Source organism: Bacillus sp. HMA207 (genome assembly GCF_003402455.1).
Classification (GTDB): domain Bacteria; phylum Bacillota; class Bacilli; order Bacillales; family Bacillaceae_G; genus Bacillus_A; species Bacillus_A cereus.
The window spans coordinates 3,596,984-3,611,828 of record NZ_BEZT01000001.1 but is presented as its reverse complement, the minus strand read 5'-3'; the positions used below and the strand labels follow the sequence as shown (position 1 = coordinate 3,611,828).

Here is a 14,845-nt window from a genome sequence, read left to right as displayed (position 1 = left end):
AAAATGACTGAAAGTGAAATGAAATTCCGGGATACGACCATTCGTAACTTTTTCGATAAAGAGGATCGTTTAAAATCGATTCCAGGTCAAAAGAAGAAAAAACTAGTATTGTTAGAGCATTTAATTAGCAAGTTAAATGCTGAAAATCAATATACAGAAAAAGAAATTAATACATTTATAAAACAATATCATGATGATTTTTGTACAATTAGACGTGAATTTATTGTACAGGGGTTTATGAATAGAGAGGATAATATGTACTGTATAAACGGGAGAGAAGTTTGGAAGAAGTGGGAGGAGTTAAAATAATGAATCAGCGAGGGGATCCCCGCTGATTATAAGCCTGTGCTAGTCTTGCTGTTTCTTTGTAGTAAGTCTATGAACGCTTCAACATTCGAACTTGTAATGTATCCAAGCGTTATATATTCATCTTCATAGTAAAATATTATTTTTTTGTCAAAGATTCTTCTCTTCGTTTCTATGGATAGAATTTCTTCATAATCAAATTCGGCAATGAATGTATTTTTATATTGGCTAAAAAAGAGAAGTCTTTGATTAGTAGCAAGTAACATGCCAGGATACGGGACTTTATGCGTAATCGTATAGCCAGTAAGTGAACATTTTAAAGTAGATAAAATTTTTTCTTCTTTATGTAATAGTTGTTTTGCAGCTGTTAAGATTGGATTCATTGTATACATTCCTTTTATTTTGATATATGAATATTGTATCAAGAGTAAAAAGATTCTCAATATGTAATATTGCATATTGGCCGTTTTATAGTTGTAATATTATTTTTAAAAAGAAAAAGTACGAGGTGATTCAATGATACGGTTAGTAAAAGAGACTGATGCAGAAGCAATTATGAATATTAGAAAAGAAATTATATTATCGGAAACTACTACAAAATTTTTCATAGTATCCCCAAAGAAGTTACCGAATGATATGAATGCAGAAAGAGAAAAGATACGGAAAAGTAATGAGAAAGGTAATCTTTATATCGTGTATGAAGTAGATGGGAAGGTAGTTGGCTTTTTAATTTTCAACCGATATGAACTAGAACGGTTACAACACGCAGGCACAATGGGAATGGGGATTAAAGAGGCGTATTGTAATCAAGGCATAGGCACGAAATTAATTGAATTTCTTATTAGATGGGCGAAAGGGCAGAAAGGTTTAGAAAAAATTTGTTTAGGTGTAGTTTCTGTTAATGATCGGGCAATTAAAGTGTACAAACGTATGGGCTTTGTAGAAGAAGGTAGACAACGAAAGCAAATTAAATATGAAGATGGATCATATGGAGATGACGTATTGATGGGGTTTTATATTGAATAAAGGATATATGGTATTAAGAAAAGGAATGTACATAACGTAAATTTCTAAAAGTAGTATATTGCCCCTGCATTAACAGACTTTTCCCTATGTATAATATTAATATAGTAAAATCATAACAACCGATATTGCAGTTTCCAATAATATACTATATAATCAATTTAAGAAAACGTTTTCATGCAAAGGGGGAGAATTTCGTGTCGACTATAGAGGACGTGGCGAAATTAGCGGGGTTATCAAGGACAACGGTTTCTAGGGTGATTAATAATCATCCATATGTTTCAGATGAGAAGAAAAAAAGGGTTCAACTAGCAATGAAGCATTTAGGCTTCGTTCCTAATTCTGCGGCGAGAAGGCTTCGTAAACAAAAAACGGAAACAATTGCGGTGCTCGTTCCAAGGATTACAAATCCTTTCTTCAGTAGATTTATCGAAGCAATCGAGATTGCTGCTTCTGAACATAAATATAAACTGATTATTTGTCAAACAAGATATTTACCGGAAAAAGAGATGGAGTATTTACAATTATTATCTACGAAACAAGTAGATGGGATTATTCTATGTTCACTAGAAAATCCGTGGGAAGATGTAGAGCCATACTTACAGCACGGTCCAATCGTGTTGTGTAATGAATATATTGAGGAAGCAAATATTCCAACAGTGAAATTTGATCATGCGCAAGGAGCATACATAGCTGCGAAGCATGTGTTAGATCAAGGATATCGTAATCTTATTTTTTGCCGTGGTAACGAAACCAAAGTCGTTAGCCAGCAGCGAAAAATGGGCTTTTTACGTGCAATAACTGAGAAGAGCCGCCAAGTAGAAGCGATTGACTTTCTTGAAAACGCTTTCTCTTGGGAAGATGGAAAACGAATATTCCATGAAGTATTAAAGGACAAAAAAAATCCTACCGCGATTTTGGCAGGAGGCGATGAGGTAGCAGCTGGAATTATCTCAGAGGCGAAACGCCATAACTGGAGCATTCCAGATGATCTCGCTGTTATCGGTTTTGATAATCAAATATTATCGCAGATTACAGAACCAGGTATTACGACAATTGAACAGCCAATTGATGAAATGGCCCGAAAAGTTGTCGACCTAATGATGGATAAAATTCATACGAAAAATTATCGAAAAAAAGAATTGTATGAGTTTGAACTGGAGCTCTTGGTGAAAGGTTCAACGATGAAGGATAAGATGTTATTAGCCTAGTAGACTATGTCTGCTAGGTTTTTTTTATGTTCACAAACTACTATTCTTCGTGAACGCAATCATCACATTTGTTATGGTATGCTTCGTGCTGCTCATCAATTTCTTTCCCGCAGTGCGCACAAGTTTTCGTCGGTAAATTTCTGAAAAACTCCATTGGTTGATCGATCATGTCAATCCCTCCATTTCCATTTCTTACTATCATTGTATTAGTACAAAAAATAAAAGTCAACAACTGTTTTATAACAAAATTGAAAATTAATGAAAAAGTTTAGGAAATGGATTATAGTTAACAATGTAGGATGTAAGCAAAACATGCATTTCTACTCGGTTTTAGAAAGGATGGATACATATGAAAATGACTGTTGTCGGCTTTTGGGGCGGCTTTCCAGAAGCGGGAGAAGCAACGTCGGGGTATTTGTTTGAACACGATGGTTTTCGTTTACTTGTAGACTGTGGTAGTGGTGTACTAGCACAGCTTCAAAAATATATAACACCGTCTGATATAGATGCAGTTGTACTGTCGCACTATCATCACGATCATGTTGCAGACATTGGGGTATTGCAATATGCGAGACTAATTACGAGTGCGACAACAAGGCAACTACCAGAACTACCAATATACGGTCATACATTTGATGAGAATGGATTCCATTCTTTAACGCATGAACCGCATACGAAAGGAATCCCGTACAATCCAGAAGAAACACTTCAAATTGGACCGTTCTCGATTTCATTCTTAAAAACTGTTCATCCTGTTACATGCTTTGCGATGCGTATTACAGCTGGAGATGGTGCTGTAGTATACAGCGCTGATTCAAGTTATATTCCTGAATTCATTCCATTCACAAAAGATGCTGATCTTTTCATTTGTGAGTGTAATATGTATGCACATCAAGAGGCTGCAAAAGCAGGGCATATGAATAGTACAGAAGTAGCAAGTATTGCAAAAGATGCGAATGTAAAAGAACTTTTATTAACGCACTTACCGCATACAGGCAACCCATCTGATTTAGTAACAGAAGCAAAACAAATTTTCAGTGGTCACATTACGCTAGCGCATAGTGGCTACGTATGGAACTCATGAGGTGATATGATGTTATTTATTGATAATAAAGGAATTACAGACCCTAGAATAAACTTAGCGATTGAAGAATATTGTGTGAAAAATTTAGATATTAACGAAACATATTTACTGTTTTACATTAATGAGCCTTCAATTATCATTGGTAAAAACCAAAACACAGTAGAAGAAATTAATGCAGATTACGTAAAAGAAAAAGGTATTCATGTCGTTCGTCGTCTATCAGGCGGAGGCGCAGTATATCATGATTTAGGAAACTTAAACTTCAGTTTTATTACGAAAGATGATGGAGACAGTTTCAGCAACTTCAAAAAATTCACAGAGCCTGTAACGAAAGCGCTTAGTAAATTAGGCGTAAATGCAGAACTAAGTGGTCGTAACGACATTTTAGCTGAAGGTAGAAAAATTTCAGGTAACGCACAGTTCGCAACGAAAGGTCGTATGTTCAGCCACGGTACGTTACTATTTGACTCTGAAATCGATCACGTCGTATCAGCGTTAAAAGTAAAAATGGATAAGATTCAATCAAAAGGAATTAAGTCAATCCGTAGCCGCGTTGCGAACATTACAGAGTTCCTAAACGAAGAAATGACGACAGAGGAGTTTAGACAACTTCTTCTAGAAACAATTTTCGAAGGAGAAACAGAAATCCCAACGTATGAATTAACAGAAAATGATTGGAAAGAGATCCACAAACTTTCTGAAGAACGTTACCAAAATTGGGATTGGAACTACGGAAAATCACCGAAGTTCAACTTACAACATTCACACCGCTTCCCAGTTGGACAAGTTGATGTTCGTCTTGAAGTGAAAAAAGGAACAGTAACAGAATGTAAAATTTACGGCGACTTCTTCGGTTCATTAGATGTTCATGATATCGAAGAGCGTCTAACAGGCGTTCAGTTCGATAAAGATGCATTCACTGCAGCTTTAGAAGGCGTAGATATTGCACGCTACTTCGGTAACATTACAACAGAAGATTTCTTACATTTATTCTTCTAAAAATGAGGGAGGCTTCCATAACGGGCAGCCTCTTTCTTTTTGCGTAGATTGTCAGGTTTTGTCGGTAAGTCGATATATTTGAAAAATCGCCGATATAAATTGAGTTGCGCTGATATAACTGAAAAATCGCTCATATAATTTCATTTACCAAAAAACATAAAATCACAGGACATTTGCCCCTCGTAAAGGAATATATATATTCAAAAGGAGGCGAATCGAAATGAAAAGGGTAATGTACGTTGTATTATTACTCAGCTTCGTCGTCGGAATGACAGCGTGTAGCAGTGGATCGCCCTCAAGTCGTACAATTTTGTCTATCGGAAAACCAGCGGAGGATAATGTTATATATTTTACGCATACAGATAACAAACGAAAGATACATGATATACAAGACATGTTTCAAAATAAGAAGTGGAAAAGAAATGAAACATTCAGCACTGTTAATAAAACACCAGATGTCATCTTATCAATAGATGAAGACAATACAGGGTTACCGACGTTATATGTTACGGTGTATTTTCATGAAGATGGAGCGGACGCTCTTAACTTGCACGGCGAGCATACGACGTTAAATAAAGAGGAACTTAATAAACTTAGAGAAAAGATGAATGCATATTATCCTAAAATGATTTCTGGTCTAGTTTCATAAATTACTTACAAATAAAATCCCCTTATTTTTCCAAAGTAAACTAAGAGAAGGTGGTCTGTCTATATGCAGTTAATAGAATATCACTTGCCACTTTAATTTTCTTTTAATATAATTAATTTAGAATTTTTAAATATTCTAAATTTTATAAAGGTGGGGTTTTTGTGAATCTCGTTCAATCTTTGGCTGAAACGGCAAAAAAGAAGGGGGATAAACCGGCTTATATATTTATGGATCAGTCGGTCTCATATGACCAATTAAACAAAATGGTCACAAGGTTTTCTGGCAATTTAGCAGAAATGGGCATTGGAAAAGGGGACAATGTCGCATTAGTTGTTGGGAACTCACCACATTTTTTGGTCGGTTTATACGGAACAATGAAAGCCGGAGCAACTGTTATTCCAGTTAATCCAATTTATACAGCAGACGAAATGCATTATATTTTACAAAATGGAGATGTAAAAACAATCATCGTACTCGACGTCCTTCTACCTGTTATACAATCTCTTACAACAAGACTTCCTTCATTAGAAAACATCATCATATGCGAAACCTCATCAGATTTTAACCATACAGAAACCGAAAAAATGAAAACGTTTACTAGTTTTGTGGGGACTGGAGATACAACTTACGAAGGTCCTGAACTAGATGAAGAAGATGTAGCGGTTATCCTATACACTTCCGGCACAACTGGAAAACCGAAAGGCGCTATGCTTACACATAAAAATTTATATAGTAATGCGAGCGATGTGGCTTCGTATTTACAATATACGGCTGATGACCGTGTTGTTGCGGCACTGCCTATGTTCCATGTATTCTGTTTAACAGTTGCGGTAAATGCACCGATTGTGAACGGGGCAACGATTTTAATGTTACCGAAATTTAGTCCGAAAGAAGTATTCCGTATTTGTCGTACGTACGAACCAACGATCTTTGCTGGCGTACCGACGATGTACAATTATTTATATTTATTTGAAGAAGCAAGTGCAGAAGATGTGAAGACGCTTCGTCTTTGTATTTCCGGTGGCGCATCGATGCCTGTTGCTCTTCTACAAAACTTTGAAAAACGTTTTAACGTTATTGTTTCAGAAGGATACGGTTTATCAGAAGCATCACCAGTTACTTGTTTCAATCCGCTAGATCGTCCTCGTAAACCAGGGTCGATTGGCACAAATATTTGGCATGTAGAAAATAAAATTGTAAATGAACTTGGGGAAGAAGTACCTGTCGGCGCAGTCGGCGAATTAATCGTTCGCGGACCTAACGTTATGAAAGGATACTATAATGCACCAGAAGATACAGCTGCGACATTGAAAGACGGCTGGCTATATACAGGTGACTTGGCGAAAATGGATGAAGAAGGTTACTTCTATATCGTTGATCGTAAAAAAGATATCGTCTTAGTTGGCGGTTATAACGTATACCCTCGTGAAGTAGAAGAAGTATTATATACGCACGAATCAGTAGCGGAAGTTGTTGTAATCGGTGTTCCTGATGAAAACTTAGGAGAAGCAGTGCGAGCTTACGTCGTTCTGAAACAAACGAACGTAACAGAAGAAGAACTAATGCATTACTGTACGTTACATTTAGCGAAATATAAAGTGCCAAAAAGTATTGAGTTTTTAATAGAATTACCGAAGAATACGACTGGTAAGTTGTTAAGAAGAGCATTGAGAGAGAAAGCGATGCAAGTGTAAAAATGAGGCAACCATCTTTGAAGGTGGTTGCCTCATTTTTATGTATTGATTAAGCGGTGGTGCCATATATTTAAACCTTCATATGACCAACAAGGAGGAGATATACGTAGAACAGAAGGAATTAACGCTTACGGCGAGTGCAATATCTTATTTGTGATATTATGGATGAAATGAACTCTGAAAATGATAAGAACGGTAATTTTAATCAAAATGAAGTAATGAACCGTGAATCAATGGCTACGGTGTTAGTAAATGCATATAAATTAGAATGGAATGAAAATAGTAAGTTACCAAAAGAATTTGCTGATTTGAAAAATCATTGGGCTCGAAGTATGCCAATATTTTAGTTTAGTAAGAAAATTCAAATTCCAAGTTGACACATATGAATTACAGAATTAAAATGAAAAGAAATCGAATACAATACATTAGAAGCTAATCAGATAAACTGAAGGCGCACAATGTTCACATTTGTGAATATATTGTGTGCCTTTTTCTATTGTATAAACTAAGGGGGCTTAACGATGAAAAAGTGGGGTAAGACAGCGTTTATGAAAAGTACAGGTGTTGTATTATCAGCAGTTGTACTTTTATCAGGGTGTGGTTCGGCAACATCCACTAGTAATTCTGAAGGAAGTGGAGATAAAAAAACAGTTGAGCTTTTAAATGTTTCTTATGATCCAACTAGGGAGTTATATCAAGATTTTAATAAAGATTTTGCGAAGTATTGGAAAGAGAAGCATGGGCAAACAGTAAATGTAAAACAATCACATGGGGGATCTGGAAGTCAAGCACGCTCTGTTATTGATGGCTTAGAAGCAGACGTTGTTACACTAGCACTTGCTTATGATATTGATGCCATTAGCAAGAAAAAACAACTAGCAGAAGATTGGCAGAAGCGACTTGCGAATAATTCCACTCCATACACGTCAACGATTGTATTTCTTGTTCGAAAAGGAAACCCGAAAGGAATTAAAGACTGGGATGATTTAACGAAAAAAGGTGTGTCTGTCATTACACCAAATCCAAAAACATCAGGCGGAGCACGTTGGAACTATTTAGCGGCGTGGGGATACGCATTGAAAAAATATAATAATAGTGAAGATAAGGCGAAAGAGTTTGTTAGCCAAATTTATAAAAACGTAGAAGTATTAGATTCAGGAGCGCGCGGAGCAACGACAACATTTGTTGAAAAAGGAATTGGTGACGTATTAATCGCATGGGAAAATGAAGCGCTATTATCCCAAAAAGAGCTTGGAAAAGATAAATTTGAAATTGTAACTCCTTCTATTAGTGTACTTGCAGAACCACCAGTAGCGGTTGTAGATAAAGTCGTTGATAAAAAAGGAACGAAAAAAGTAGCAGAAGGGTATCTTGAATATTTGTACTCAGAAAAAGGACAGGAAATTGCGGCAAAAAACTTTTATCGTCCGCGTAATGAAAAAGTAGCAGAAAAATATACATCCCAATTTCCGAAAGTTCAATTATTTACGGTAGATGAACTATTTGGTGGCTGGAAAAAAGCACAAGAGAAACACTTTAATGACGGCGGCGTGTTCGATAAAATTTATCAAAAATAATGCGTACTGCTAAAGGGGGATGAGGTGAAAGAGGATGAGGAAGAAACGTGTTTTACCAGGGTTTGGATTATCGCTTGGATTTACAATGTTGTACATGAGTTTATTCGTACTTATACCACTTTCTATCGTATTCATTCAAACTTCACAGTTAGGTTGGAAGAAGTTCGCTGGGGTTATAACGAACGAGCGTGTGTTGCATTCCTATCAAGTTAGTTTTACAACTTCATTTGCAGCTGCTATTGTAAATGCCATTTTTGGTTTATTAATAGCATGGGTGCTCGTACGCTACAAATTTCCAGGGAAACGACTATTAGATGGACTCATTGATTTACCGTTTGCACTTCCGACAGCTGTAGCTGGTATTACACTTACAACGCTTTATGCGGAAAATGGATGGATTGGGAAAATATTTAGTCTGTTTCATATAAAAGTAGCTTTTACACCACTCGGAATTATCGTTGCGCTTACTTTTATCGGTTTACCATTTGTCGTTCGAATGGTGCAACCAGTGCTGCAAAATATTGATAAAGAAGTAGAAGAGGCGGCTTCGAGTTTAGGTGCATCCCGCTTGCAAATATTTGTGAAAATCATTTTACCAGAGATCTTTCCCGCTCTTCTTGCCGGTTTTTCACTTGCATTTGCAAGAGCATTAGGAGAATACGGATCTGTCGTTTTCATCGCAGGTAATATGCCGATGAAAACAGAAATTGCACCACTGATGATTATGACGAAACTAGAACAATATGATTACGCGGGGGCAACAGCTGTAGCGACCGTGATGCTTATTATTTCTCTCCTTTTCCTTCTTCTTATTAATATGATTCAAAGCTGGAGTAGAAGGCATGAACTAAAAAGTGAATAGGGGGAGAGAAAATGGAACCAACAGTATTAGAAAAGAAAATAGTAAAAAGCGTATCAGCTAAAAAAGAATCTAAGCTTGTACCAGGCGTATTAATTACGATTACAGTTTTATTTTTATCTCTCTTTCTATTACTGCCACTCATAACTATTTTTCTAAAAGCCTTTGAAAGAGGGATGGATGTATACTTTGCCGCTATCACTGATCAAGAAGCATTTTCAGCAATTAGGTTAACGCTTCTCGTTGCGTTAATCGTTGTGCCGCTTAATACGATATTTGGGATAGCGGCCGCGTGGCTTATTACAAAGTTTCAGTTTAAAGGAAAACAAGTATTACTCTCTCTTATTGAACTGCCGTTTGCTGTGTCGCCAGTTATCGCAGGATTAGTATTCGTTTTACTTTTCACACCGAGGGGTGCTCTTGGCGAATGGTTACTTGAACATGGAGTGAAACTCATTTTCTCTGTACCAGGCATTATTATCGCAACAATCTTTGTAACCTTCCCGTTCGTTGCACGTGAATTAATTCCGATTATGCAGGCGCAAGGGAAAAGTGAAGAAGAGGCAGCTTTATCACTTGGCGCAAGTGGCTGGAAAATGTTTTGGCGCGTTACGCTTCCGAATATCAAATGGGGTCTTTTATACGGCATGATTCTATGTAATGCCCGTGCTATCGGTGAGTTTGGAGCCGTTTCTGTCGTATCAGGTCACGTGCGTGGCATTACGAACACGATGCCGCTCCATATTGAAATTTTGTACAATGAATATCAATTTTCAGCAGCATTTGCAGTAGCGACGTTAATGTCATTAATTGCAGTGTTTACACTCGTTATAAAAAACTGGATTGAATGGCGAATGGAAAAACGACAATAAGAGGGGGATTACGGTGAGTATTCAAATTCAAGGTGTATCAAAGCAATATGGTACATTTCAAGCACTAACAGACATTCATTTGGATATTCCAAAAGGCGAACTTGTTGCCTTATTAGGCCCGTCAGGTTCTGGGAAAACGACGTTATTACGCATTATTGCAGGATTAGAAGAAGCGGATGGAGGCTCTATTTCATTTGATGGAGAAGATTTAACAGACATTCACGTGAAAAACAGGCAAGTCGGTTTCGTCTTTCAGCACTATGCGCTCTTTAAGCATATGAATGTATTTGAGAATGTCGCTTTCGGTTTAAAAGTAAGAAAGAAAAGCTTAAGACCGTCAGCAGAAGCGATAGAAGAAAAGGTAACAGAATTATTAAAGCTCGTAAAAATGGATGGCTTTGCTAAACGTTATCCAGCGCAATTATCTGGTGGACAACGTCAACGTATTGCACTAGCCCGAGCACTTGCAGTGGAACCGAAAATTTTATTACTCGATGAACCGTTCGGTGCACTCGATGCGAAGGTGAGAAAAGAATTACGCAGATGGCTCCGAAAATTACATGACGAATTTCAAATTACGAGCGTATTCGTAACACATGATCAAGAAGAGGCGTTAGACGTTGCAGACCGCATCGTTGTAATGAATGAAGGCTGCATTGAACAAATGGGAACACCGGAAGAAGTATATGAAAACCCAGCAAGTCCGTTTGTATATGACTTTTTAGGAAATGTAAATTTATTTCACGGCCGCGTTCATAAAGGAAAGCTAAATGTAGGATCGGTCGAACTAGAAGCACCAGAGCATAAGCACGTTTCCAACGTAGACGGAATAGCCTACGTAAGGCCGCATGACTTATCAATCTCTCGTACGAAACAAAGCATAGATGCAATCCCGGCAAAAGTATCTTATTCTCACGCAGTCGGAAATGTCGTATATGTAGAATTAAAACGAGACGGAACAGATGAATATTTAGAAGCAGAAATTACGAAAGAACAGTTCAAGCAGCTGAACATTCAAGCGGGTGATTGCGTATACGTACAGCCGAAAGAAGTGAAAGTGTTTATTCCGGAGGATTTTGTAATTTAAGAGTGTTCACTCTTAAATTACAAAATCTATTAATAAGAAAAGGTCTCCTAAAAGATATTTTAGGAGACCTTTTCTTTGTTTATCGTAATAACTTTTTCTCATATGAAATGTAGTAGGAAGTTTGTATATATAATAGCGGAGCGTGTTCAAACAACTATTTGATACGAGTAGTAATGAAGATATTCTTCCTACGTTCTTACATAAAATTTTTAATTTTGGATATTTGTATCATATGTTTCTGCAACAAACACAAAGTCTACATGCTCTTTATCAATAAAAATACTTGTTTTAGATGGAAGACCTGTTATGGTAGAAACAATATCAACCTCAACAAGGTCAAACCCTACACGATAAGCATCTTCAATTTCAATTCCACCAGTTAGAAAATGCAATCCATCCCCAAATGACTTAAATACAAATACATTTTCTTTCAAACTTTTATTATCCATTTCAATCCATTCTTCGTTAATATAAATCTTAAATGTCGTGCACTTTGGAACACACTCGATGTGATGTATTCCTTTATAACTATTAAGCGAAAACATATAGGTATGAGTTTCTTTAAAGTTAATATCTATCCCGTATTTAAAAGCAAAAGTTTTATATACCATCTCATAAAACAATGGCATTACAATATCATCCCATGCGTCATAGGCAAAAGCATGAATTGGTATTAGATGAGGATATAAACTTACAATCGCTTTTTGAAAATTAAGTAAGATGGTTGTATCTGTAATTTCTTTTAAAGAATCATCTATTTCATGATCATAATCTTTCGAAATTCTGTTATCAATCATATGACAAACTCCTTACATAGTCTTCTATATACTGCGTTTTTCCGCATCATCAGTTTGTTCCTTCTTCAACTAAATTGCAAGTTTAACCGATGATTCCAAAAAAGCCCTTGTCTTATTTTATCAATCGTTAAATGGATTGGGATACTACAAGCATTAATGAGAAAAGAAATCGTCTTTTCTTTTTTATGATAGATGTATTTATTTTTAAACTGTATTTACTTTACTCTTTATTTTATTTAGATTTGGATATGTAACATTATTGTGTTAAAAAATATTTCAGCGAGGTGAGTTTATGAAAGAAAAGAAATGGTATAGGCAATTAGTCGTAATGGTGTAGGAGTATCATCTAAGGTGATTTTAAATGCTGTTAAAACTGGCGAAAAAGTTATACAAAGTGGCGGTAGAACTAAATCTACTAGTAAACAGGCTGTAGTAGTTTTAAATAAAAAAGGTAAAGTAATTACAACTTTTGCTAAGGGTTCAAAATAAACTGGGAAAGGAGAAGATAAGGTTGTTTAAATTAAATAAAGAGATGCAGATTTTATTGAAACAGACATTAGAATCACAAAATAAACATTTACTATGGTTAAATGTTTATGAAGACTTAAGTATGATAGAAACTGAAAAAATAAATAAATTGAGAGATATTATAGTAGATGAATTAATGGAAAAAGGTTTTGATGAACGAGACAATATAAACGATTTGGGAAGAGCATTAGAAGAGCTAATTGATATCTTAGGAAATTTAATACCTTAGAAAATGTTAAGCTGTATGGCAATGTTTTTAGCAGATGGAAAGTTCCGTTAATTACAGAATGAAAGATTATATAACTTTTAACAATGCGCTTAATACGAGTGTAGCTATGATTAGAGAGTTTTGTATGTGTAAAATAACTCTAAAAATATAAGGATATATTCTGAGGGCGTATGATTATATAGTATATTTATTGATTCGAATCTTTAAAAGGAGAGGAAACATGGAGAAAATAATAGGGATTATTCTGATTATAGGTGGTATGATTCCATTAATTTATGCAATGATACAAATCTATCGGCAATGGAAAGAAAAAGGGCCTTCTTTTGCTCTTAAATCAATAATTTTCTTAGCCGTAAGCATTTTGCTAGATACTGCAACAACTATTATATTGTGTATAGTAACAGTATTCATTGGTATTTGTTTAATTATCTACACATAATAAGTTCAAGAAGGCTAACTTATCGATTGTTACTAATTGGAGGGATTGGATGAACTTCATTTTACATGGATCTAAACATACAGTTTTAGCTTCCGTTTTTGACTCATTTCAAGGTAGGGAAAAAGAGTATAATTGGCTTATAACAGACATGGAGATTGTCGCACATCAGGAAGAGAAACTTATCCGAGATTATCCTAAAATGTCGCATCCAATAGTTTGGATAGCAGGTGAAGATCTTTCAAATCTCGTAAAGAAATATAATCCTCAATTTATTTGGGGCGTACTATCTGCGTTTGATAAGTCTATAAACATTGATATTAATAATTTGCTTGTAGAGCCCTATGCAAATGGAAACGAAGGGCTCTGGGTACCAAGTCCAAATATTCAGCACCCTCAAGCAAAACTTGAAATTGTTTGTTGGGATTCCAGTTTAATGTTGTTATTAAGTAACGATATAAATATTGATGATAAATTTAGAAATTACTTTAAAGAAGCTAGGGATTTAAATGGCTATAATTCAGAATTTTGATTTTAATGGAGACAACATTAATCCGTTATACGAAACAGATATGGAAAAGGGAATGGTATGCATACTCTACAAGTAGCGTATTATAAGGTGAAAAGCGGATTCTCTGTGAGGAGAATTAAATTATTATTGATTTATAAAAACAAATAGGAATAGATAAACTTAATATTATTAAATGAGAATAGTAGGATGGAATAGGGATAAATATGACTTTGAGAGAAAAGAAGGTGTATTATGGAGTTTACATTCGAAAAGGTTCAACGTATTGAAGATGCAAATATATACCGTATTAGTAATGTAACTGATATTTATGAAACAGATTTATTTGATGATTATAATCGTAATGTTGATAATTTAAGTTTACTTGTTCAAGAGAGGATTAATCAGTTTATTGTACATGTAGATAAATCTGAGGAAAAAAATGTGAAAGAAGAAATAGAGTCTAAAAACATTTCCTACACAGTTTTTGATTCGGGAAGAAGGAACATTTTCTTTGTTTTTGATTCTATCCCAAGGACAGAAGTATCATATATAATCAAGTATTTTTATGGTGTAAGTATAGAAAATACTTTTGCTATTATCAGTTTAGGAAATAGCGTTGGTATTAAACTAGAGGAAATAAATCAAAGTAAATTGATGAAGTGTTTAATGGGAGAATGTGTTGTACCACAAATCGAATTAGTTCCATCATCGGCGTGTGCATTTATCCAATATGATGGTGCGCTTTTAACAATTGCTAGTAATAATTTTGATATTTGTGCAACATGAAAATAATAAGATGTAATTAAATGATTTTTTTAGCGCAAGGAGATACTGGAGATGTCCAAAGTTAATTAATATATATGTCACACCACTTATATTTTTCAGAAAAGGTGACTTTAAGAATATAGGAGGATAAAAGATACATGGATAAAGAATATGAAGAACTCATAGTTAGGAGTTTTAAAAAAAAAAATCCAGGATAG

At 35.3% G+C, this 14,845-nt stretch carries 20 protein-coding genes; 17 read left to right on the top strand and 3 right to left on the bottom strand.

What is annotated here, in order from left to right:
* The first annotated feature begins 3 nt into the window (after positions 1 to 3).
* A complete protein-coding gene (locus tag HMAS_RS18690; protein WP_000140290.1) occupies positions 4 to 309 on the top strand; it encodes a DUF2087 domain-containing protein in 306 nt (101 codons plus the stop codon).
* Positions 310 to 335: 26 nt separating this feature from the next.
* Here the strand turns inward: HMAS_RS18690 and HMAS_RS18685 are convergent, their stop codons facing one another.
* Positions 336 to 689, bottom strand: a complete 354-nt coding sequence (locus HMAS_RS18685; RefSeq protein WP_001068223.1) for a PH domain-containing protein — start codon at positions 687 to 689, stop codon at positions 336 to 338.
* A 133-nt stretch (positions 690 to 822) separates the two neighbouring features.
* Between HMAS_RS18685 and HMAS_RS18680 the strand changes: the two genes are divergently transcribed.
* Complete coding sequence (locus HMAS_RS18680) at positions 823 to 1,332, top strand: GNAT family N-acetyltransferase (protein ID WP_000620466.1); 510 nt, start codon at positions 823 to 825, stop codon at positions 1,330 to 1,332.
* Positions 1,333 to 1,526: 194 nt separating this feature from the next.
* On the top strand, positions 1,527 to 2,540 hold the full coding sequence (locus HMAS_RS18675) for a LacI family DNA-binding transcriptional regulator (protein WP_000103715.1): 1,014 nt from the start codon (positions 1,527 to 1,529) through the stop codon (positions 2,538 to 2,540).
* A gap of 40 nt (positions 2,541 to 2,580) precedes the next feature.
* On the opposite strand, the gene yhfH is transcribed toward HMAS_RS18675, so the two are convergent.
* Entirely contained in the window at positions 2,581 to 2,709 is a 129-nt protein-coding gene (gene yhfH / locus HMAS_RS18670) for a protein YhfH (protein WP_000567010.1), read from the bottom strand.
* A 180-nt stretch (positions 2,710 to 2,889) separates the two neighbouring features.
* On the opposite strand from yhfH, the gene HMAS_RS18665 reads away from it, so the two are divergent.
* The 9 genes from HMAS_RS18665 (at position 2,890) to HMAS_RS18625 (ending at position 11,361) form a co-directional block, all read left to right on the top strand.
* On the top strand, positions 2,890 to 3,624 hold the full coding sequence (locus tag HMAS_RS18665; protein ID WP_000784674.1) for an MBL fold metallo-hydrolase: 735 nt from the start codon (positions 2,890 to 2,892) through the stop codon (positions 3,622 to 3,624).
* Between the two features lie 9 nt (positions 3,625 to 3,633).
* Positions 3,634 to 4,623 carry a lipoate--protein ligase gene (locus HMAS_RS18660; RefSeq protein ID WP_000897277.1) on the top strand — a complete coding sequence of 330 codons (990 nt, stop codon included), beginning with the start codon at positions 3,634 to 3,636 and terminating at the stop codon, positions 4,621 to 4,623.
* Positions 4,624 to 4,843: 220 nt separating this feature from the next.
* Entirely contained in the window at positions 4,844 to 5,272 is a 429-nt protein-coding gene (locus tag HMAS_RS18655) for a hypothetical protein (RefSeq protein WP_000832638.1), read from the top strand.
* Positions 5,273 to 5,433: 161 nt separating this feature from the next.
* Positions 5,434 to 6,966 (top strand): fatty acid--CoA ligase family protein, encoded by a 1,533-nt coding sequence (locus HMAS_RS18650; protein ID WP_006916060.1) that lies wholly within the window; start codon positions 5,434 to 5,436, stop codon positions 6,964 to 6,966.
* Between the two features lie 170 nt (positions 6,967 to 7,136).
* A complete protein-coding gene (locus HMAS_RS18645; protein ID WP_033687693.1) occupies positions 7,137 to 7,313 on the top strand; it encodes a hypothetical protein in 177 nt (58 codons plus the stop codon).
* A gap of 174 nt (positions 7,314 to 7,487) precedes the next feature.
* Positions 7,488 to 8,543, top strand: coding sequence for a sulfate ABC transporter substrate-binding protein (locus HMAS_RS18640; RefSeq protein WP_025710372.1), 1,056 nt, complete (start codon positions 7,488 to 7,490; stop codon positions 8,541 to 8,543).
* A 34-nt stretch (positions 8,544 to 8,577) separates the two neighbouring features.
* A complete protein-coding gene (cysT, locus tag HMAS_RS18635) occupies positions 8,578 to 9,405 on the top strand; it encodes a sulfate ABC transporter permease subunit CysT (RefSeq protein WP_001227879.1) in 828 nt (275 codons plus the stop codon).
* An 11-nt stretch (positions 9,406 to 9,416) separates the two neighbouring features.
* Positions 9,417 to 10,274: a sulfate ABC transporter permease subunit CysW gene (gene cysW, locus HMAS_RS18630; RefSeq protein WP_000433861.1), complete on the top strand. Its 858-nt coding sequence runs from the start codon at positions 9,417 to 9,419 to the stop codon at positions 10,272 to 10,274.
* 13 nt (positions 10,275 to 10,287) lie between these two features.
* Positions 10,288 to 11,361 (top strand): sulfate/molybdate ABC transporter ATP-binding protein, encoded by a 1,074-nt coding sequence (locus HMAS_RS18625; RefSeq protein ID WP_000027094.1) that lies wholly within the window; start codon positions 10,288 to 10,290, stop codon positions 11,359 to 11,361.
* 209 nt (positions 11,362 to 11,570) lie between these two features.
* Here the strand turns inward: HMAS_RS18625 and HMAS_RS18615 are convergent, their stop codons facing one another.
* Positions 11,571 to 12,158 (bottom strand): hypothetical protein, encoded by a 588-nt coding sequence (locus tag HMAS_RS18615; RefSeq protein WP_000566764.1) that lies wholly within the window; start codon positions 12,156 to 12,158, stop codon positions 11,571 to 11,573.
* Positions 12,159 to 12,509: 351 nt separating this feature from the next.
* Between HMAS_RS18615 and HMAS_RS27770 the strand changes: the two genes are divergently transcribed.
* The 5 genes from HMAS_RS27770 (at position 12,510) to HMAS_RS18595 (ending at position 14,648) form a co-directional block, all read left to right on the top strand.
* Positions 12,510 to 12,647: a hypothetical protein gene (locus tag HMAS_RS27770; protein WP_000602520.1), complete on the top strand. Its 138-nt coding sequence runs from the start codon at positions 12,510 to 12,512 to the stop codon at positions 12,645 to 12,647.
* A gap of 22 nt (positions 12,648 to 12,669) precedes the next feature.
* Positions 12,670 to 12,915 carry a hypothetical protein gene (locus tag HMAS_RS18610; RefSeq protein ID WP_000475564.1) on the top strand — a complete coding sequence of 82 codons (246 nt, stop codon included), beginning with the start codon at positions 12,670 to 12,672 and terminating at the stop codon, positions 12,913 to 12,915.
* Positions 12,916 to 13,135: 220 nt separating this feature from the next.
* Positions 13,136 to 13,354, top strand: a complete 219-nt coding sequence (locus tag HMAS_RS18605) for a hypothetical protein (RefSeq protein WP_000411162.1) — start codon at positions 13,136 to 13,138, stop codon at positions 13,352 to 13,354.
* Between the two features lie 49 nt (positions 13,355 to 13,403).
* Positions 13,404 to 13,883, top strand: coding sequence for a hypothetical protein (locus tag HMAS_RS18600; RefSeq protein ID WP_044306666.1), 480 nt, complete (start codon positions 13,404 to 13,406; stop codon positions 13,881 to 13,883).
* A gap of 231 nt (positions 13,884 to 14,114) precedes the next feature.
* Entirely contained in the window at positions 14,115 to 14,648 is a 534-nt protein-coding gene (locus HMAS_RS18595; RefSeq protein WP_044306665.1) for a hypothetical protein, read from the top strand.
* The last annotated feature ends 197 nt before the right edge of the window (positions 14,649 to 14,845 follow it).

Bases quoted from the DNA above. Each gene is read 5' to 3' on its own strand.
- HMAS_RS18685 (WP_001068223.1), bottom strand. From the start codon at position 689: ATGAATCCAATCTTAACAGCTGCAAAACAACTATTACATAAAGAAGAA.
- HMAS_RS18645 (WP_033687693.1), top strand. From the start codon at position 7,137: ATGAACTCTGAAAATGATAAGAACGGTAATTTTAATCAAAATGAAGTA.
- HMAS_RS18595 (WP_044306665.1), top strand. From the start codon at position 14,115: ATGGAGTTTACATTCGAAAAGGTTCAACGTATTGAAGATGCAAATATA.
- HMAS_RS18680 (WP_000620466.1), top strand. From the start codon at position 823: ATGATACGGTTAGTAAAAGAGACTGATGCAGAAGCAATTATGAATATT.
- HMAS_RS18640 (WP_025710372.1), top strand. From the start codon at position 7,488: ATGAAAAAGTGGGGTAAGACAGCGTTTATGAAAAGTACAGGTGTTGTA.
- HMAS_RS18605 (WP_000411162.1), top strand. From the start codon at position 13,136: ATGGAGAAAATAATAGGGATTATTCTGATTATAGGTGGTATGATTCCA.
- yhfH (WP_000567010.1), bottom strand. From the start codon at position 2,709: ATGATCGATCAACCAATGGAGTTTTTCAGAAATTTACCGACGAAAACT.
- HMAS_RS18615 (WP_000566764.1), bottom strand. From the start codon at position 12,158: ATGATTGATAACAGAATTTCGAAAGATTATGATCATGAAATAGATGAT.
- HMAS_RS18690 (WP_000140290.1), top strand. From the start codon at position 4: ATGACTGAAAGTGAAATGAAATTCCGGGATACGACCATTCGTAACTTT.
- cysW (WP_000433861.1), top strand. From the start codon at position 9,417: ATGGAACCAACAGTATTAGAAAAGAAAATAGTAAAAAGCGTATCAGCT.
- HMAS_RS18665 (WP_000784674.1), top strand. From the start codon at position 2,890: ATGAAAATGACTGTTGTCGGCTTTTGGGGCGGCTTTCCAGAAGCGGGA.
- HMAS_RS18655 (WP_000832638.1), top strand. From the start codon at position 4,844: ATGAAAAGGGTAATGTACGTTGTATTATTACTCAGCTTCGTCGTCGGA.
- HMAS_RS18660 (WP_000897277.1), top strand. From the start codon at position 3,634: ATGTTATTTATTGATAATAAAGGAATTACAGACCCTAGAATAAACTTA.
- HMAS_RS18600 (WP_044306666.1), top strand. From the start codon at position 13,404: ATGAACTTCATTTTACATGGATCTAAACATACAGTTTTAGCTTCCGTT.
- cysT (WP_001227879.1), top strand. From the start codon at position 8,578: ATGAGGAAGAAACGTGTTTTACCAGGGTTTGGATTATCGCTTGGATTT.